The organism is uncultured Parasphingopyxis sp. (assembly GCF_937129435.1).
In the GTDB taxonomy this organism is placed as follows: Bacteria; Pseudomonadota; Alphaproteobacteria; order Sphingomonadales; family Sphingomonadaceae; genus Parasphingopyxis.
Genome location: NZ_CAKZNF010000037.1, coordinates 51,617 through 69,966 on the forward strand (window position 1 = coordinate 51,617; position 18,350 = coordinate 69,966).

Here is an 18,350-nt window from a genome sequence, read left to right on the forward strand (position 1 = left end):
AGTTCCTCGTCATTGCGAGGAGCCGAAGGCGACGAAGCAATCCAGGGCCACGAGCGCTGCGGTTTGTTGCCCTGGATTGCTTCGCTTCGCTCGCAATGACGTAAGGCCGGGTTCAAGGGTCACCCTTCAACCCTTCCTTAACCAAAATTTCAGCCCTTTTCGCGATAAGCGACCGCAATTCAGGCGGCCAGCAAAGGCGGGGCGATGACCGATTTTCGCGAAGCGCGCGCGGCGCTCTGGGGCTTTCTGGTCCTCGGCTTCTTTTTCTGCGCCGTACTCGGATCGGGCTATGTGAACCCGTCCGATTTCTGGCTGCTCTTCCGCACCTATCTCGGCATGGGCTTCGCGCTCTGGTTCGCCGTGGGCATCTTCGCGACGGCCGGCATGCTCTGGAAGAACCGTCCGGCAAAAGACGGCACGGCGCCCTCGCCCTTCGTCCTGATCCGCGGCTGGTTCGAAACGCAATGGGACGAGAACCGTCTTGCGCGCACCCTATGGCCGCCGATTCTCTTCGCGATGCTGCTGACGAGCTTCAACGCATTCAAGCAGAAGATCCTCGCAACGCAGGGTTTCGCCTTTGACCCGGTTTTCGCCGAGGCCGACCGCTGGCTGTTCTTCGGCCAGGACGGCTGGCGTTTCTTCCACGATTGGTTCGGATCGCCGACGGCGACCGGCCTGATCGATGCATCCTATCACGCCTGGTTCGTGCCGATGTCGGTCGGCGTCATGGTCTGCGCCTTTCTCGGCGCCTCGCATTACCGGCTGCGCACGCAATATCTGCTGACCTATCTGTTCGTCTGGATCGGTCTCGGCAGCGTGATGGCCTTCCTGATGCCGTCGGCGGGGCCGTGCTTCTACAACCTGCTCGTCGCCCCGCAGCAAAGCTATGCCGAGATGATGGCGGTGCTGAACGCGCACAATGCCGCGCTCGAGGCAAGCGGCGGCCATGTCCAGGCGTTGTCGAACATGCAGGGCCTGCTGAACGCCCGCGAAGCCGACGGGCTCGTCATCGGCGGCGGCATTTCCGCCATGCCGAGCGTCCATAACGGCCTGTCGGTGCTCTTCGCCATCGCCGCCTTCCGCTTCAGCCGAGTCGCCGGCTATGCGCTCAGCGCCTATGCCGTGCTGATCTGGGTCGGCTCGGTCTATCTCGGCTGGCACTACGGGCTGGACGGAATCGTCTCGGCGGTGCTGGTGATCGGGTTTTGGAAGCTGTCGGGAAGATTGGCGGACGCCATCGCGAGACCGGTGCATCCTTGGAGCAAGCTGGCGGCGGCTTGATTTGTCAGAACCTCGCTAACGCGAGGTCGCCGCTCTACGTCTGACTATCGAAACGTCCAACGCCGGTTCAGGTAGAAACTCAGCCACGGCGTCACGAGGACGATCGGCACGAGCGGCCAACTCGGCGACGCGCCCATTCGCACCGCAATCAACCACACCCAAAAGCTGTTGAGCGCAAAGCCTGCGAGGTTCACGGCGAGGAACAGCACACCGCTCCGCACGGGGCGGTCGCGCCTACCATGGCCTTCGAAGCTCCAGCGCGAATGGACGAGATAGCCGATCACCACCGTCGCACCGAAGGCGATGACGTTGGCGATCATCGGGTCGATCCGCACGGGGACGGCCGAAACCCAGTACACACCCGCGTAAAAGGCCGTCAGCGCGCCGCCGCTGATCGCATAGCGGACGATCTGCCGCCGAAGCTCGGGCGAAAAAGGCATGGCGCGCTCCATCGCAGGCAGGATTAGGCAAAGATAGTTAACGTTTCTTTCCTATGGATGCCCGCATGACGGAGGCAGGAACCGGCGCGGACGCGCGGGACATGGCGGATCACCGCTTCTGGCGCGCCCATTGGCTCATCGGCACACTCGTCGCATGGGCGCTGGTCTCGTGCGTCACGCTGCTCGCCAAATGGCAAAGCGTGATGGCGCTCGGCCTTGGGGATACCGACGATAATTTGCGGCTGGCGCAGGTTCGCGCGTGGCTCGACGGGCAGGGCTGGTACGACCTTCGCCAATATCACCTCGCCCCGCCCGAGGGCGCCGATATCCACTGGTCGCGCCTGCCGGACCTGCCCATCGCCGCGATCGACCTGCTGCTGACGCCAGTGGTCGGCGCAGAGATGGCCGAGCGCTGGGCCGTCGCGCTGGCGCCGCTGATCCCCTTCGCCATCGGCCTCATCGCGCTGGCGCTGATCGCGCGGCGGCTGGTTGCACCACATGCTTGGCCGCTGGCGCTGCTCGCCGCCTGCTGCGCCGGGATCCTGATGCCGATGTGGATGCCGCTGCGGATCGACCATCATGGCTGGCAGCTCGCACTGCTGGCCGTGGCGTTGGCGGGGCTTGCCGATCCACGTCCGGCACGCGGCGGTGTGACGAGCGGAATCGCGTCCGCGCTGTCGCTCGCCATCGGGCTCGAAATGCTGATCTTCCTCGCGCTGATCGGCGGCGCGACGGCGCTGTTCTGGGTGCGCTCGCAGGAGCACGCCAGACGCATCGCCGCCTATGGCGCGAGCCTTGCCGGCGGATCGGGCATCGCCTTCCTGATCTTCGCGTCGGAAGCAAATCGCGCGCCCGTCTGCGACGCGCTCTCGCCCGTTTGGCTATCGGCCGTTGCGGCGGCGGGCGCGGCGCTGGCGCTGCTCTCGCTCACGCGCAATGAACGCTGGGTCGTCCGGCTGATGCTCGCAGGGATCGCCGGAGCGCTGATCGCCATCGGCTTTGCGCTGCTCTGGCCCGATTGCCTCGGCCGCCCCGAAGGCGTGAGCCCCGAACTGCAAGCGCTCTGGCTCGACAATGTGCAGGAGGCCCGGCCGATCTGGCGGCAGGACTGGCAGAAGGCGCTGATCGTCATCGCGCTGCCGCTCTCCGGCCTTGCGGGTTACGCCATCGGCCTGTGGCGCGCGCGGACGGACATGGCCCGCTTCGCACCGCTGCTCGCGCTGGCCGCGATGGCGGTGATGAGTATCCTGCTCCTTTTCTGGCAGGTCCGTACGGCGCCCGCCGCGCAGCTCCTCGCCGTGCCCGGCGCCGCGCTGCTCGGGATGGCGATCATCCCGCCGATGCGGCGCTCGGGCCAAATGCTCGTTCGCGTCTTCGGCACCGTCGCTGCCATCGGCGTGATGACCGGGCTCTGGGCCGTTGTCCCGATCGCCATGGTGCCCGACGCCGACGCGGCGGAGAGCGAAGCCAGCGACACCGCCGAAGCCGATTGCGGTTCGCTCGAGGCCATGGCGGCGCTCGACCGCCTGCCGCCCGCGACGATCGTCGCGCCCGTCGATCTGTCGCCGCGCCTGATCGTCGGCACCCATCACAATGCGATCGCGGGTCCCTATCATCGCAATGGCGAGGCCATGATGGACGTTTTCGAAGGTCTGGGCGGGAACGAGGCGCGGCTGCGCGAAACCGTGGAGCGTTACAGCGCGAGCTATGTGCTCATCTGTCCCGGCATGAAGGGCGACTGGCTCTACGGCGTCGAGGACGAGGGGCGCACGTTCAACCGGCTTGTTTCGGACGATGCGCCATCCTGGCTGGTATCGGTCGCGCTGCCCGAAGGCTCGCCCTACAGGTTATGGCGCGTCGTCGAGTAAAATTGAAACGCACGGCTCAGCCGCCGATCCCGAACGTCCCGCCGATTCCATCGACCACGAACTGCGTCGCGAGCGCCGCCAGCAGCACACCGAGCAACCGGGTGATCACCGCCTCGATCCGCGCGCCGAGAAGCCGCATGATCGGGCTGGCGCCGAGCAGCGCCAGCAGCGTCAGCAGCAAAACCGTTGCCATCGCGCCGAGAACGACGAGCGATTCGGTCAGCCCCGTGCTGCGCGCCTCCATCAGCATCACCGCCGCGATCGTGCCGGGGCCCGCGATCATCGGCATCGCCATCGGAAAGACCGAGACGTCCTCGACCTCGGGCGTGTCGATGATCTTCTGCGCCCGGTCCTCGCGCCGCTGCGTGCGCTTCTCGAACACCATTTCGAGCGCGATCAGGAACAACATGATGCCCCCCGCGATGCGGAAGGAATCGAGGCTGATATGGAGCGCGCCCAACAATTGCTCTCCGAGCAGCGCGAAGAACAGCAGGATGAGCGAGGATACGATGATCGCGCGGATCGCCATCGATCGGCGCTGCGTATCGCTCGCCTCCGTCGTCAGGCTCGCGAAAATCGGCGCGTTGCCCGGCGGATCGATGATGACGAAAAAGGTCGTCAGCGCGGAGAGATAGAGCTCGATCATCGCGCGGGTGCCGGTGTCCGGTGTTCGATCACCGTTTCGAATTCGTCGCCGTTGAACATCGTGACCGTCAGAACAGAACCGCCACCCCGTTCGCGTTCCCATCTCCAGCGCAAGGTCTGGTCGGCGGAGCTTCCGTGCGTCGGAATATAGGCGCCTGCGGGCGCGCCGGTCCGAAACCGGCGAAATTCGCCGTCGCACGCGGCGCGGCGCACCGTCGGCTGCTCCCCTGCCGCCACCGGCATATCGAGGTCGGCGCCGTCGTCCAGCGTCCAGCGCCAGCTGCCGTCTGCCTGCCGCGCCCAGACCGTCACGAAATAACCAACGCGATTGCCTGGCCGAACCCAGGGTCCAGTATTGACCGCCATCGTGCCGTCGCACGAAATAAAGGTTCGCGCCGGCCACCAGCGCACCGAGATCGGCGGATCGGAAAGGCCATCGAGAATCTCGGAAGCAAAGCCGACGTTCGGCGCAAACATCACCGCGTCGCCACGGGCAAACCGCCGGAACGCCGTCCACTGGCCGTCGGTCTGCGCCGCTTCGGCAAACGCGCGCTCGGCCGCGATCACTTCGGCCGCCGCATCATGCTCGGCCGACCCCGCCAGCAGTAGCGCCGCGAGCGCGATCACAGCCCCTCCGGATCGGGCAGCCCCGCGCGGCGGTGGGCGGCGACGAGAGTGTTGCGCAGCAATACGGCGATCGTCATCGGCCCGACGCCGCCCGGCACCGGCGTGATCGCCTTGACATGATCGGCCTCCTCATAGGCGACGTCGCCGACGAGCCGCCCGCGCTCCTGACCCGGTTCGGGGTCGAGCCGGTTGATGCCGACATCGACGACGACCGCGCCGTCCTTGAGCCAGCTTCCGCGCACCATCTCCGGGCGACCGACGGCGGCGACGACGATATCGGCACGGCGCACGATCTCTTCGAGGTTCCGTGTGCGGCTGTGCGCGATGGTGACCGTGCAATTGGCGTTGACGAGAAGCTGTGCCATCGGGCGTCCGACGAGCTGCGAGCGGCCCATGATCACGGCATCGAGGCCCGACAGGTCGTCCCCGAGCCGGTCGTGCAGCAGCATCATGCAGCCCCAGGGCGTGCAGGGCCGCAAGCCGGGTTCGTTGTTCGCGAGCCGCGCGACATTCTCCGCCGTCAGCCCGTCGACATCCTTGGCCGGATCGATCGCGGCGACGACTTCGCCCTCATCATAACCGTCCGGCAACGGCAGCTGGACGAGGATACCATCGACGCCCTCGTCTTCGTTGAGTTGGTGAATGAGCGCGATGAGGCTCTCTTGTCCGATATCGGCGTCGAGCTTGTGTTCGAAACTCTTCATCCCCGCCGCGACCGTGGCCTTGCCCTTGGAACGGACATAGACCTCGCTCGCCGGATCGTTGCCGACGAGCACAACGGCAAGCCCCGGCTTCCGGCCGGCCTCGCGCGAAAAGGCGGGGACGGCGGCGGCGATGCGCTCGCGCAGGGCGGCGGCGAAAGCCTTTCCGTCGATGCGTTCGGCAGCCATGGCGCTACACCGTCATCAGCTGCGGCTGCAGATCGACGAGGAATCGCGTCAACAGGTGCAGCAACAGGATCACGACGATCGGCGAGAAATCGATGCCGCCGAAATCGGGCATGAAGGCGCGGATCGGCCGGTAGAGCGGGTCGGTCACGCGTTCCAGCAGGTAGAGAAACTGCCGGACGCCCGCATTATAGGTGTTGATCACATTGAACGCGACGAGCCAGCTCAGCACGGCCTGGATGATGATCACCCAGATCATGATCTGGATCAGCAGGATGACAACGCCGAGCAGGGCGTAAAGCATGGACTGGCTCCTCGTGCGGAGCCCCGCATCTAGCGACTGGGCGGGCGGGGTTCAATGCGGGGAGGCGGAAGTATGTGGTTCCTCCCCGGCACGGGGAGGACCTAGACCTTCCTTACCATCGTGCCCACGCCCGCACGCGTGAAGAACTCCAGCAGCAGCCCGTGCGGCACGCGGCCGTCGAGGATCACCGCCGCCTCCACGCCCGCCTCGACCGCGTCGATGCACGTGTCGAGCTTGGGGATCATGCCCCCGGAGATCGTGCCGTCCGACTTCAGCACGCCGATGGCGTCGGGCGTGAGGTCGGTCAGCAGCGCGCCCTGCTTGTCGAGCACCCCGGCAACATCGGTCAGCAGGAAGAGCCGCTTCGCGCCCATCGCCCCGGCGACCGCGCCCGCCATGGTATCGGCATTGATATTGTAGGTCTGCCCTTCGCCATCGACGCCGACCGGCGCGACGACCGGAATCATGCCCGCTTCGGAAATCGTGTCGATGATGCTGCGATCCACGGCCACCGGTTCGCCGACAAAGCCGAGATCGACGGCGCGTTCGATATTCGATTCGGGATCGCGCACCGTCCGCTCTATCTTTCGCGCACGGAGGAAACCGCCATCCTTGCCCGAAATGCCGACTGCGCGGCCGCCCGCCTGCCCGATCCAGCTGACGAGCTCCTTGTTGATCGCACCGGACAGCACCATCTCGGCAACCTTCGCCGTCTCGGCATCGGTGACGCGCAATCCGTCGACGAATTCGCTCTCAACGCCCAATTTCTCCAGCATCGCGCCGATCTGCGGCCCGCCGCCATGGACGACCACCGGGTTGATGCCCACCGCCTTGAGCAAAACGATGTCCTGCGCGAAATCGTGCGCAGCCTGCGCGTCGCCCATCGCATGGCCGCCATATTTGACGACGAAGGTCGCGCCGGCGAAGCGCTGCAGATAGGGCAGCGCCTCGACAAGCGTCTCCGCCTTTGCAAGCTGCTGCGGATCGGGGGCGTGATCGTCGGTCATGGCGCGCTTCTTTGCAGGTCGCGCCGCCGGTTTCCAGTACGAACTGGCGCCGTGCCGCCTAGCCGTTGACCCAGCCGCCCGGCATGCCGAAGGGCCACCAGTACCAGGTCAGCCAAATGCTGGGGATGGTCGTCGCGAAGCCGAGTAGCGTCATGACGCCGTCGCGCGCCGTCAGGCCAATGCCGAAGAACAGCATCGCAATGGCGGGCACGGTGGCGGCGAATGGCACGAGTTCCATCGGCACCATCATCGCCGATAGGAAGATAAGACATAGCGCAATCAGCCAGGACGTGCCGTTGCCTGCTACCCATTCGAGCCGCGGCTGGATGAATCGGTCGCCACGCTCAAGCCATTTGGCCTCCTTCTCGCGGAAGTTGATCATCTTCTGCTTGTCGAAACCAATCTTGCGCATCGATTGCGGCATCCAAGGGTGTTTGGCACCGAACGCAAGCTGGACCGAGAGTAAGGAGACGATCGCACCCAAAACGACCGGGAGCAACGGAATGCCGCCGACCGGCGAAATGATGATCAGCGCAACGATGACAAGGATCGGACCGAAACTGCGCGTGCCATATTCGTCGAGCAGGTCGGTCAGGCACACCTTCTCGCCATGCGCGGCATGAATCGCATCGTCGAGCACATCTTCGAGCGGATGTTCGGCATGGGAAGGGAGGGTGTGTTCGGCCATGGCGTGAATTCTATAACGCACTGAAATGGCGAAAGGGTTCCGGCAGGCCGCGAAAAACCCGATGAAATAATGTTCAGCCGGTCGCAGCCCGCTGCCAGGCGCGCAATTCCTCTACGAACAGCTCGGCCCGCTCCATCGCCGCGAAATGGCCGCCCTGTTCGAGCCGGTTCCAATAGACGATGTTGCGGAACGTCTTCTCCGCCCAGCGGCGCGAGGGGGTCAGGATATCTTTCGGAAAGATGCTGCCGCCCATCGGCATGTGGATTTGCGGCATCTCGCCCGAATTGAAGCTCTCCCAATAGAGCCGCGCCGAGGAGGCGGCGGAGTTGGTCAGCCAGTAGAGCATGACATTGTCGAGCAGCCGGTCGCGCGAATAGACGTTTTCGGGGTGGCCGCCACAGTCCGACCAGCCGTGAAACTTCTCGACGATCCACGCCATCTGCCCGACCGGCGAATCGGCCAGCGCATAGCCCAGCGTCTGCGGGCGGGTACTTTGCTGCGTCGAATAGCCGTGATCCTTGGTCCGATACCACGCGATGCGGTCGAGCCCGGCCTGCTCCTCCTCGGTCGGGTTCGCCATCACCTCGTCGGGCGGCGTCACCCACACCATGTTGGAATGGATGCCGCGGCACGGATCGCCGTCGATATTCTCGCCGGCCAGCGCGCCGATGGCGATCGTCACCGCAGAGCCCCAGTCGCCGCCCTGCGCGCAGAAACGCTCATAGCCCAGCGCCGCCATCAGCGCGCGCCACGCCATCGCAATTTTGAGCACCGACCAGCCCGGTGCTTCGGGCTTCCCCGAAAACCCGTATCCGGGGAGGGAGGGCAGGACGAGATGAAAGGCGTCCTCCGCCTTGCCGCCATGGGCAACCGGATCGGTCAGTGGCCCGATGACATCGGCGAATTCGAGCACCGAGCCCGGCCAGCCATGCGTCATGACCAGCGGTGTCGCATCGGCCTCGGGCGAGCGAATATGGAGGAAATGGATGTCGAGCCCGTCGATGGCGATGAGATGGTTCGGCCACTGGCTGAGCACCGTCCCGACGCGCCGCATGTCATATTCGTCGCGCCAATAGGCGGTCAGTTCCTCGACATAGGCGAGCGGGATGCCCTGATCCCAATCCTCGACCGTTTCCTTTTCGGGTAGCCGTGCGTGGGCAAGCCGCCGCCGAAGATCCTCGATCGCCGAATCTTCGATCCCGACAGCAAAATCCCGAACCTGACCCGTTTCCATCATCCATCTCCCTCTATGCACAATGTCACGACATGCCGTTCGCGCCAGACCCTCTCATAGCCGCTTGAAAGCCTGCCGCCATCGCGCCAAATAGCTTTCAATGCTCTGCGTAGAGCGCCGCAACCCGCGGGTCGGGCGCGATGCCCGGGCAGGCGGTTAGCCGGTCGAGCTGGTGCGTCAGCGCGCAGACCGAAATGGCATGGAACAGCGCCTCCTCGCTCCAGCCCGCCGCGAACACGGCGTCGACATCGGCTTGGGCAACGGCGCCGCCCGGTTGCGACAGGACACGCACGTAGCGGAGCAGGGGCTGCATTGCTTCCGGCGCGGCGTCGGGATCGGCGATGACGGCATCGAGCCTTTCGGCCGTCAGGTCATCGCGAAGGGCGGCGGCGCGATGCGCGGCGACCCCCGCCTCGCAGCCGTTCAGCACCGAAACATAAGCCGCGATCGTCGCGCGCTCGCCGATCGACAGCGGCGAGGGGCCGAGCATCAGACCGTCATGGTAGCGCAGCAGCGCGGCGGTCGCGTCGGCCGGCACGGCGCCCCGGTTGGCACTTTGCTGCGCGGCATGGGCGGCGCTGCGCGGTTCGCGCTCCAGACCCAGCCCTTCGGCGATGCGATTCATGCCATTGAAAAACGCGCAGACCTGCACCGCATGGGCGATCTCGTCGTCGCTCCGCCCGGTCGCTCGAACCGCCTCGACATCGGCGGGGCGCACCGATGAGGGCGTGTGGGTCAGCGTGCCGAGCAGGGCGAAAAGCGCCGCTTCCTCCGCGTCGCGCGCAGCGGCGGGGTCGGCGACGATGTCGTCGAGCAACAGGGGCGTAATACCCTGCGCCTCGGCCGCGCCGCGATGCGAGCCGACGCAATAGTCGCAGCCGTTGAGTGCCGAGACATAGGTCGCGATCAGCTCGCATTCGCCCTCGCTCAGCGGCGCACCGGCGAACAACAGTGCCGACCGCAAATGCAGCAGCGCGTTGCCCGCGACCGGAAACAGGCGCAACGCCGGGCCGAGCGCCATCTGGCCGGAGATCGAGGGGAGATGCGGCATCAGCGTGCCGCTCGCCACAAGCGCCGCGAACCGGTCACGACCGGCGCATCTTGAAAGCGAATCCCGGCGCCATTCCGGTCTCGCCGCCGAAATCGGCCCTGCCCGTTTCCACGATATCGAACGCCGGTGCAAAGCTGGCCGCGATCCGGTCCGGCAATGTCCCCGCCGGATCGATACCGCCCGCACTTTTCTTGCCCGGCTTGTGCAGCAGCAGAAAGGCTCCGCCGGGAACCAGCACCTCGGCAAGGTTCTCGACATAGGCCGGTATCGACGATTCCGGCAGGGAATGGAAACAGCCGCGATCCAGCGCGGCCTCGAACGGGCCGGAGACGCTGCCGCCGACGCAGAAATCGGCGACCGAAAATTGCGGATTGCCGGACGCCCCATGACGCGCGATCGCCTGTTCGATCGCCGGCTCGGCAAAATCGATGCCCGTCACCCGATAGCCGCGCCCGGCAAGGGCGGCGGCGATGTGGCCGCCGCCGCACCCGATATCCAGCAACCGCGCGCCGGCCGGGAAGAAACGGCTATCGGCCGCCGCCGCGACAGTCGGATCGATCTCCTCGGACAGCCAGTCCCGGGAAAACTCGGCCTGGGACCAGCGCTCGCGCCATTTGCGCCGCCTGCGATCGGCGTCGGGTGGACCTTCGTTCACCGCGTCGGCACGGGCTCGTCGCCCGAATAGTCGTAGAAACCCTTGCCCGTCTTGCGGCCGAGCCAGCCGGCTTCGACATATTTGACGAGCAGCGGCGCCGGACGGAATTTCGGGTCGCCCGTGCCCGAATAGAGCACGCCGCAGATATGCAGGCAGGTGTCGAGGCCGATGAAATCGGCGAGCGTCAGCGGCCCCATCGGGTGGTTGAGGCCGAGCTGGCAGGCGGCATCGATATCGGGGATCGTCGCGACGCCCTCGCCGAGCGCGAAGCAGGCCTCGTTGAGCATCGGCAGCAGCACGCGATTCACGATGAAGCCGGGCGCATCGTTCGCATGGACGGTCCGCTTGCCGAGCGCGTTGGCATAGGTCTCGACCGTCTTCACCGTCTCGCCGGACGTGGCGAGCCCGCGGATCACCTCGATCAATCCCATCAACGGCACGGGGTTGAAGAAGTGAACGCCGATAAAGCGTTCGGGATCGGGCGCGGACCGTGCAAGGCCGGTGATCGAGATAGAGGAGGTATTGGAAGCGAGGATCGCCTTGTGGCCGAGCACCTTGCCGACCTCCTCGAAGATTTTGCGCTTGATGTCCTCGCGCTCGGTTGCCGCCTCGATCACCATGCCCGCGCTCGCCATCGGCTCGAGACTGCCCACCGGTTCGATCCGGTCGAGCAACGTCTCGCGCGCCTGGGCTTCCATTTTTTCGCGTTCGACGAGCTTGCCGAGTTGCGCGGCGATATGCTCCTTGGCGCGCTCGGCCGTTTCCAGATCGATGTCGGAGAGCCAGACCCTGTAGCCCGCACCTGCCGAAACCTGCGCGATCCCCGCACCCATCTGCCCTGCGCCGATCACTCCGATACCGTTCATGACGTTCCTTTCGATCCTGTGTCGCGCGTCACTATCGCGCATGGCGGCATCGGGCTAGGGGTGGGCGATGTTTGGATGGGCTATCATTATCGCCGCGATGACGGCGCCATGGGTCGACGAGGCCGGGCCGGGACAGGTGTCGCTCTACGGCGACTGGGCCGTCGGCTGCGACAATGGCTGGGCATGCGAGGCGCAGGCGCTCGAGCCGGAAGGCGAAGCCGGCAGCGCACCGCTTTCGCTGTTCGTGCAGCGGCTCGGCGGCCCGAACCAGCCCTATCGCGTCGGCTTCCGCAACTATGAGGACGATCAGCCGGATCGGATCGGGCTGATCGTCGACGACCGCCATATGGGATGGGCCGAAAGCGGCGGCGGCGAAGAGTTCCATTTCGATCCGGCACGGACGCAGGCCATCGTTTCAGCGCTGGCGCGGGGCGATGCCGCGCGGCTCGAAGGGCCGAACGGCGAATGGCTCGGCGATGCTTCGCTCGCCGGTTCCTATGCCGCGCTCCTGTTCATCGAGGACCGGCAGCACCGGGCCGGCACGGTGACGGCGGGCGTGGCCGTCGGCGAAGAGCCCGCGAGCAATGTCCCCGAACCGCCTGCCGTTCCGCGGGTCCGATCGATGCCGATCGCCGCGCGCAACGGCGAAACCGCGACACCGCTATCGATGGAAGAAACCGAGGCCCTCCACGAGGCGCGCGAATGCGACGGGTTCGGCGAACGCCGCACGCGCAACGATGCCTTTATATTGTCCGACGCGGCCGACCTGATCCTGATCTCCTGCTCGGACGGCGCCTATAATTTCAGCGACATCGCCTATGTCCGGCGGGACGGCCAAGTGGCGCCCGCCCGTTTCGACCATGTCTTCGCCTGGGGCGACGACATGGAAGTTCCGCTGCTGGTCAATGTCAACTGGGACGAGGATAGCGGCGTCCTCTCCACCTATGCCAAGGGCCGCGGGATCGGCGACTGCGGAACGGCCGAGCGCTTCGTCTGGGACGGCGAGATGTTCCGCCTGATCGAACGGCGCGAAATGAACCAGTGCCGGGGCAGCCCCTATTGGATTCCGGTCTGGCGGGCGAATGTCGAGGCGGTGGAGCCGTAATATTGTCAGACTTTGGCTAATGCCAAAGCGCCGCGTGTTGTTTGTTAGAAAATTCCTTGCGGAAGTTCGCCGCACCAGCCAAAGGCGAAGTCTGACAAAACCGATCCTACAATCTATCTCCCCTCGGGCAAGCTCACCCCTTCCGCCTTTTTCGCGCTCCGGAACAGCATCCGGTCTTCCTCGCCGAAGCCGCGCAGCCAGATGATCGCGCAATAGACGGCAAGGACCGCGGGGACGCCGATCGCGAGTTCCATCCATTCGGGCACCTGCGTCGCGATGAAGCCGACCACGGTCGCCGCGCCCGTTGCCCAGACCAGCGCCCAGCGCCACGGGCTGACCGGTGCCGCGAGCAGCCGCGAGAGCAGCCGCGCCTTCATGATCGAAGCCATGCCGAGCGCCAGCATCAGCGCGATCGCCGGGCCTGTCGCCTGGTAGAGTTCGGACCATTCGAGGTGCTGGAACAGCAGGATCAGCGCCACGCTGAGCGCCGCCTGCACCACGATCATGAAGGTCGAGATCATCAGGTTGCGGTGGCGCGCGACATAGATCAGCGCGCTTTCCGACACCGCCGCCGTCGCCGCGACGACTTCGGCGGCGAGCAGGAAGGCGAGCACGCCGGTGCCGCCGACGAACGCCGCGCCGACGAGCCCCATCACCGCCTCTCCCGGAATGCCGAGCGCGAGCGCGACACCGGCCTGCGCCGCGATGATCCAGAAACCCGCCTGTTTCACCTGGTGCGCGACGGCCGCCTTGTTGCCCTCTTTGAGGTTTTTCGTGATCACCGGGCCGAGGATGGGATCGAAGCTGGTCTTCAGTTTTTGCGGCAGCGACGCGACTTGCTGCGCAACATAATAGATGCCGACGATGACTGGGCCGAAGAACAGGCCGAGAATTGCGATATCGATGCGGCGCGAAATCCACTCGATCGCATCGGCGGCGGCGAGCGGCAGGTTGTACCAGGCGAGCTGGATCACCCGCCCCGGATGCGGCCGCCATCCATAGGGCAGGCCGTAGGTGCGGATGAGCGGCCAGAGCGAGGCGAGCAGCGCGGCGATCATCGAGAGAACGTAAGCGATGATGAGCCCGTCGCGCGACGAGACGAAGGCCAGCGCAAAGGCGGCGATGCTGATCGTCCAGGGTTCGATGATCGCCCGGGCGCGAACGGTGGATGCGATATCGTGGCGATAGGCGAGCGCGGCGAGCGCAATGTCGCTGGCCACCAGCGCGAAGATCGTCAGCGGCAGCAGTCGTTCGATCCCCTGAATCTCGCTGTTCGGAAACATCGCCCAGGGAAAGGCGATGAGCAGCATCACACCGATCGCCGATGCGGCAAATCCGGCGAGCATGGCGTCCCAGATCTCGTGCACATGCGGGCGATCGGTGTTCGAGAGCCGCTCGGCCAGGCCGCGCTTCAGCCCAAGCGTCGCGAGCTGCGCGACGAATTCGACGACGATCACCGCATAGGCGAAGATGCCGAGTGCCTCGGCGCCGTACCAGCGGCCGGCGATGAACAGGAAGGGGATGCGGGCGGCCAGCCGCAGCACGAAGCCGAAAAGATTGGTTCGTCCACCTTTGGCCAGCGCCTGCAGGTCGGCCTTGGGCGTTTCGGGCTCGCGGGGCGGGGCGGACGCCATATCAGTCCGCCTTCTGCCGATCGAGAAAGTTCATCGCCGGCGTCACGGTGATGCCGTGGAGCAGGATCGAGATCAGGATCACAAGGCCGATCGTCCCCCACATCCGCGTCGGCTCGTCGAACAGGCCGTGATTGATGCCATAGGCGAAATAGAAGACCGAGCCGAGACCGCGAATGCCGAAAAAGGAAATGATCGCGCGTTCGGCGCGCGGCACGGGCGATCCGATCATCGATATCCAGCCGGCGACCGGCCGGACAAGGAAGATCGCGATCAGCGCGAAGGCGACCGTGTTCCAGTCGACCAGCGCGAACAGCCCGCCCGCCGTCATCATCCCGCCGAACACGACGAGCAGCGCCATCATCAGCAGCCGCTCGGTCTCATCGGCGAAATCGTGCAGCCGTTCGTTGAAATCGTCGTCGGGTGCCGCACGGCGCAGCATCAGACCGGTCACGAAGACGGCGAGGAAGCCATAGCCGTAAAGCATCTCTGTCCCGGCATAGATGACGAGCGTCGCCGCCAGCGCGACGAAACCGTCGCCCGAGCGCGACAGGCGCCCGGCCTGGGGCAGGCGGTAGATGATCCAGCCGAGCGCCTTGCCGCCGGCCCAGCCGACGACCCCGCCGATGGCGAGCTTCAACAGCACCGCATCGAGCATCCATTCGCCGAAACTGCCGATTGTGAACGTACTCGCGGCAGCGACGGCGATCGCCAGATGGACGAAGGGAAAGGCGAGCGCATCGTTGAGCCCCGCTTCCGAGGTCAGCGCGAAGCGCGCCTCGTCGTCCTGCGGGCTATGCGGCTTTTCGATCTGGACATCGGCGGCGAGCACCGGGTCCGTCGGTGCGAGCGCGGCGCCGAGCAGCAGCGCCGTCGCGATGCCGACGCCGAGGATCGAATGCGCGGCAATCGCCAGCGCGGCGATCGTCAGCGGCATGGCGATCACGAGCAGGCGCCCGGTCAGATGCCAGTTGGGCCAGGTGAAGTCGCGGTTGATCTTCAGCCCCGCACCCATGAGCGAGATGATGACGATGAACTCGGCCGCCTTTTCGACGAGCACCGGCTGGTCGATCGGATGGACGGCATAGGTGGCCAAGCGCTCGACCGAATAGACGGCCATGCCGATGCCGACGCAGATGATCGGCAGCGACAGCGGCATCTTCCTGAGGACCAGCGGCAGCCACGCGACGAGGAAAATGAGCAGCCCGCTTCCCATCAGGAACGGAATGTAGAGTTCCTGAAAGTCCTGGGTCAGCGTCGGCAGTGTCAATGCGCGGCACCCCAGCTCTTGCCGGTTCCGATATCGACGCCGAGCGGCACGCTGATGGTCACTAGCGGCTCCGCGGCCGACGCCATGACGTCGCGGATCACGTCCGTGGCGCCTTCGACGTCGCCTTCGGGCAGCTCGAAGACGAGTTCGTCATGCACCTGCAGCAGCATTTGGACGTCAGGCAATCCCGCCTCTTCCAGCGCAGGCATCATCCGCGCCATCGCCCGCTTGATGATATCGGCGCTCGTCCCCTGGATCGGCGCGTTGATCGCCGCGCGCTCGGCCCCTTGGCGCTCATGCTGCTTCGAGCTTCGGATATAGGGAAAGTGCGTCTTGCGGCCGAACAAAGTCGTCGTGAAACCCTTCTCCTTCGCCGCGGTGAGCGTATCGGTGATGTAGCGGTTGATGCCGGGGAAGCGCTCGAAATAGCGGTCGATCATCGCCTGCGCCTCGTCGGGCTCGATCTCGAGCCGTCCGGCCAGCCCCCAGCGCGAGATGCCGTAGAGGATGGCGAAGTTTATCGTCTTGGCGCGCCCGCGCGTGTCGCGGTTGACCTCGCCGAATAGCTCCTTCGCCGTCATGTCGTGAATGTCGTCGCCGCGCTCGAACGCCTCTTTCAGCGCCGGGACATCGGCCATGTGCGCGGCGAGGCGCAGTTCGATCTGGCTATAGTCGGCGGCGAGGATGACATTGCCTTCCTCGGCGACGAAGGCATGGCGAATCTGCCGCCCGATCTCGGTGCGGATCGGGATGTTCTGCAGGTTCGGCTCGGTCGAGGCGAGCCGGCCCGTCTGCGCGCCGGTGAGGCTGTAGCTCGTGTGGACGCGCCCGGTCTTCGCGTTGATCTGCGCCTGCAAGGCATCGGTATAGGTCGATTTGAGTTTGCTGAGCTGCCGCCAGTCGAGCACCTTGCGCGCAATCGGCTCTCCGCTCCGCGCGAGCCGCTCCATCTCGTTGACATCGGTCGACCAGACGCCCGATTTGCCCTTGCGCCCGCCCTTGAGACCCATCTTGTCGAACAGGATCTCGCCCAATTGCTTGGGGCTGCCGATGGCGAATTTCTCGCCCGCGATGTCGTGGATTTCGGCCTCGGTCGCTTCCATCTGTTCGGCGAATTCGGCCGAGAGACGCGACAGTTCCTCGCGGTCGACCTTGATGCCCGCGCACTCCATCGCCGCGATCACGGGGACCAGCGGCTTGTCGACCAGCTCGTAGACGCGCGTCACGCCTTCGGCCGGGATGCGGTTCTTCAGCTGCCGCCAGAGCCGGAGCGTGATGTCCGCATCCTCGCCGGCATATTCGGTCGCGCGCTCGACGGGCACCTCGGCGAAGGAGATCGCCTTCTTCCCGGTGCCGACAACGTCCTTGTACGCGATGCAGCTATGATCGAGATGGAGGCGCGCCAGTTCGTCCATGCCGTGCCCGTGCAGGCCCGCATCGCAATCGAAGCTCATCACGATCGTGTCGTCGATCGGAGACAGCGTGACGTCATGCTGCCGCAAAACGCCCAGATCGTATTTGAGATTGTGCCCGATTTTGAGCACCGCCGGATCCTCGAACAGCGGCTTCAGCTTCGCCAGCGCGACATCGAAATCGATCTGTTCGGGTTTTTCGTCGAGCAGCCCGGTGCCGCCATGGCCGAGCGGGATATAGCAGGCCCGGTTCGGTGCGAGCGCCATGCTGACGCCGATCAGCCGTGCCGTCACGGATTCAAGGCTGTCGGTTTCGGTATCGACCGCGACGAAACCCTGCGCCGTCGCCTCGGCGATCCAGCGATCGAGTTCGGCCTCGTCGGTAATGGCCACGAACTGGCTGTGATCGCAGGGCGGGTCCTCGGGCACCGGAGCTGCCTCGGCCTCGCTATGCTGTGCCATCTCGGCATTGGCCCTATCGCCGCCGATCCGGCTCAGCAGCGATTTGAAGCCATGGTGCGACAGGAATTCGCGCAGCGGCTCTTCCGGAATCCCCTTCAGCGCAAAATCCTCGAGCGGCTCGGGCAGCTCGCAATCGCGCTTCAGCTCGACGAGCACGCGCGAGAGCCGCGCCATCTCCGCCTGCTCGATCAAATTCTCCTTCATCTTGGATTTTTTCATGTCGGGCGCGGCTTCGAGCACCGCCTCCACCGTGCCGAATTCGTTGATGAGGTCCGACGCGCGCTTGGGCCCGATGCCCGTGACGCCGGGGATATTGTCGACGCTGTCTCCCATCAGCGCCAGCACCTCGCCCAGCTTGTCGGGCATGACGCCGAATTTCTCCATGACGTGATCGGCGCCGAGCTTGCGGTCGTTCATCGTGTCGTAGAGATCGAGGCCGGGCACGATCAGTTGCATCAGATCCTTGTCGGAGCTGACGATCGTGACTTTCCAGCCCTCTTCGAGCGCCTTCACCGCATAGCTTGCGATGATGTCGTCGGCCTCGACGCCCTGCTCCTCGATACAGGGCAGCGAGAAGGCGCGCGTCGCATCGCGGATCATCGGGAACTGGGGGACGAGATCCTCTGGCGGCGGAGGCCGGTTCGCCTTGTATTCGTCGTAGAGATCGTTGCGGAAACTCGTCGAATCCTTGTCGAGGATCACGGCAAGATGCGTCGGCCCGTCCTCGGCATTCAGCTGGTCGACGAGCTTCCAGAGCATCGTCGTATAGCCGTAGACCGCGCCGACCGGTTCGCCGTGCTGGTTGGTGAGCGGCGGGAGCCGGTGATAGGCGCGGAAGATGTAGCTCGACCCGTCGACGAGATAGAGATGATTTTCCGTTTGTTTTTCTTCTGGCATCGCGCCGGTCTAGCGCATGC

The 18,350-nt window shown here is 65.4% G+C and carries 17 protein-coding genes; 3 read left to right on the forward strand and 14 right to left on the reverse strand.

Annotated elements, in window-relative coordinates; translation table 11 throughout:
* The first annotated feature begins 204 nt into the window (after positions 1-204).
* Positions 205-1,281 carry a phosphatase PAP2 family protein gene (locus Q0139_RS07520; RefSeq protein ID WP_298019699.1) on the forward strand — a complete coding sequence of 359 codons (1,077 nt, stop codon included), beginning with the start codon at positions 205-207 and terminating at the stop codon, positions 1,279-1,281.
* Positions 1,282-1,325: 44 nt separating this feature from the next.
* Here Q0139_RS07520 and Q0139_RS07525 read toward each other — a convergent pair whose 3' ends face one another.
* Entirely contained in the window at positions 1,326-1,721 is a 396-nt protein-coding gene (locus Q0139_RS07525) for a GtrA family protein (protein WP_298019701.1), read from the reverse strand.
* Positions 1,722-1,786: 65 nt separating this feature from the next.
* Here Q0139_RS07525 and Q0139_RS07530 point away from each other — a divergent pair, with 65 nt between their 5' ends.
* Positions 1,787-3,589: an AcrB/AcrD/AcrF family protein gene (locus tag Q0139_RS07530; protein ID WP_298019703.1), complete on the forward strand. Its 1,803-nt coding sequence runs from the start codon at positions 1,787-1,789 to the stop codon at positions 3,587-3,589.
* A 16-nt stretch (positions 3,590-3,605) separates the two neighbouring features.
* Here Q0139_RS07530 and Q0139_RS07535 read toward each other — a convergent pair whose 3' ends face one another.
* The 10 genes from Q0139_RS07535 to Q0139_RS07580 all read right to left on the reverse strand — a co-directional run bounded on the left by Q0139_RS07535 (position 3,606) and on the right by Q0139_RS07580 (position 11,553).
* The gene (locus Q0139_RS07535; RefSeq protein ID WP_298019704.1) at positions 3,606-4,235 is read right to left on the reverse strand and encodes a MarC family protein; all 630 of its coding nucleotides are present in this window, start codon (positions 4,233-4,235) and stop codon (positions 3,606-3,608) included.
* Positions 4,232-4,861, reverse strand: a complete 630-nt coding sequence (locus Q0139_RS07540) for a hypothetical protein (protein WP_298019706.1) — start codon at positions 4,859-4,861, stop codon at positions 4,232-4,234. Before Q0139_RS07540 ends, Q0139_RS07535 begins: the two co-directional genes overlap by 4 nt.
* On the reverse strand, positions 4,858-5,751 hold the full coding sequence (gene folD / locus Q0139_RS07545; protein ID WP_298019708.1) for a bifunctional methylenetetrahydrofolate dehydrogenase/methenyltetrahydrofolate cyclohydrolase FolD: 894 nt from the start codon (positions 5,749-5,751) through the stop codon (positions 4,858-4,860). Before folD ends, Q0139_RS07540 begins: the two co-directional genes overlap by 4 nt.
* Positions 5,752-5,755: 4 nt before the next feature.
* On the reverse strand, positions 5,756-6,052 hold the full coding sequence (locus Q0139_RS07550) for a YggT family protein (RefSeq protein ID WP_298019710.1): 297 nt from the start codon (positions 6,050-6,052) through the stop codon (positions 5,756-5,758).
* A 101-nt stretch (positions 6,053-6,153) separates the two neighbouring features.
* The gene (gene argB, locus Q0139_RS07555) at positions 6,154-7,059 is read right to left on the reverse strand and encodes an acetylglutamate kinase (protein ID WP_298019712.1); all 906 of its coding nucleotides are present in this window, start codon (positions 7,057-7,059) and stop codon (positions 6,154-6,156) included.
* A 58-nt stretch (positions 7,060-7,117) separates the two neighbouring features.
* Positions 7,118-7,747: an exopolysaccharide biosynthesis protein gene (locus tag Q0139_RS07560; RefSeq protein WP_298019714.1), complete on the reverse strand. Its 630-nt coding sequence runs from the start codon at positions 7,745-7,747 to the stop codon at positions 7,118-7,120.
* Positions 7,748-7,820: 73 nt separating this feature from the next.
* Positions 7,821-8,984 carry an epoxide hydrolase family protein gene (locus Q0139_RS07565; protein ID WP_298019716.1) on the reverse strand — a complete coding sequence of 388 codons (1,164 nt, stop codon included), beginning with the start codon at positions 8,982-8,984 and terminating at the stop codon, positions 7,821-7,823.
* A gap of 94 nt (positions 8,985-9,078) precedes the next feature.
* Positions 9,079-10,032 carry a carboxymuconolactone decarboxylase family protein gene (locus Q0139_RS07570; protein WP_298019718.1) on the reverse strand — a complete coding sequence of 318 codons (954 nt, stop codon included), beginning with the start codon at positions 10,030-10,032 and terminating at the stop codon, positions 9,079-9,081.
* A gap of 34 nt (positions 10,033-10,066) precedes the next feature.
* Complete coding sequence (locus Q0139_RS07575) at positions 10,067-10,687, reverse strand: class I SAM-dependent methyltransferase (RefSeq protein ID WP_298019720.1); 621 nt, start codon at positions 10,685-10,687, stop codon at positions 10,067-10,069.
* A complete protein-coding gene (locus Q0139_RS07580) occupies positions 10,684-11,553 on the reverse strand; it encodes a 3-hydroxyacyl-CoA dehydrogenase NAD-binding domain-containing protein (protein WP_298019721.1) in 870 nt (289 codons plus the stop codon). Before Q0139_RS07580 ends, Q0139_RS07575 begins: the two co-directional genes overlap by 4 nt.
* Before the next feature lie 67 nt (positions 11,554-11,620).
* Between Q0139_RS07580 and Q0139_RS07585 the strand changes: the two genes are divergently transcribed.
* Complete coding sequence (locus tag Q0139_RS07585; RefSeq protein ID WP_298019723.1) at positions 11,621-12,658, forward strand: DUF1176 domain-containing protein; 1,038 nt, start codon at positions 11,621-11,623, stop codon at positions 12,656-12,658.
* Between the two features lie 113 nt (positions 12,659-12,771).
* Here Q0139_RS07585 and Q0139_RS07590 read toward each other — a convergent pair whose 3' ends face one another.
* The 3 genes from Q0139_RS07590 to polA are packed head-to-tail and all read right to left on the reverse strand — an operon-like array spanning position 12,772 to position 18,330.
* Positions 12,772-14,292 (reverse strand): lipopolysaccharide biosynthesis protein, encoded by a 1,521-nt coding sequence (locus Q0139_RS07590; protein WP_298019725.1) that lies wholly within the window; start codon positions 14,290-14,292, stop codon positions 12,772-12,774.
* 1 nt (position 14,293) lies between these two features.
* Positions 14,294-15,559 (reverse strand): cation:proton antiporter, encoded by a 1,266-nt coding sequence (locus Q0139_RS07595; RefSeq protein WP_298019726.1) that lies wholly within the window; start codon positions 15,557-15,559, stop codon positions 14,294-14,296.
* Complete coding sequence (gene polA, locus Q0139_RS07600) at positions 15,556-18,330, reverse strand: DNA polymerase I (protein WP_298019728.1); 2,775 nt, start codon at positions 18,328-18,330, stop codon at positions 15,556-15,558. Before polA ends, Q0139_RS07595 begins: the two co-directional genes overlap by 4 nt.
* Positions 18,331-18,350 lie beyond the last annotated feature (20 nt).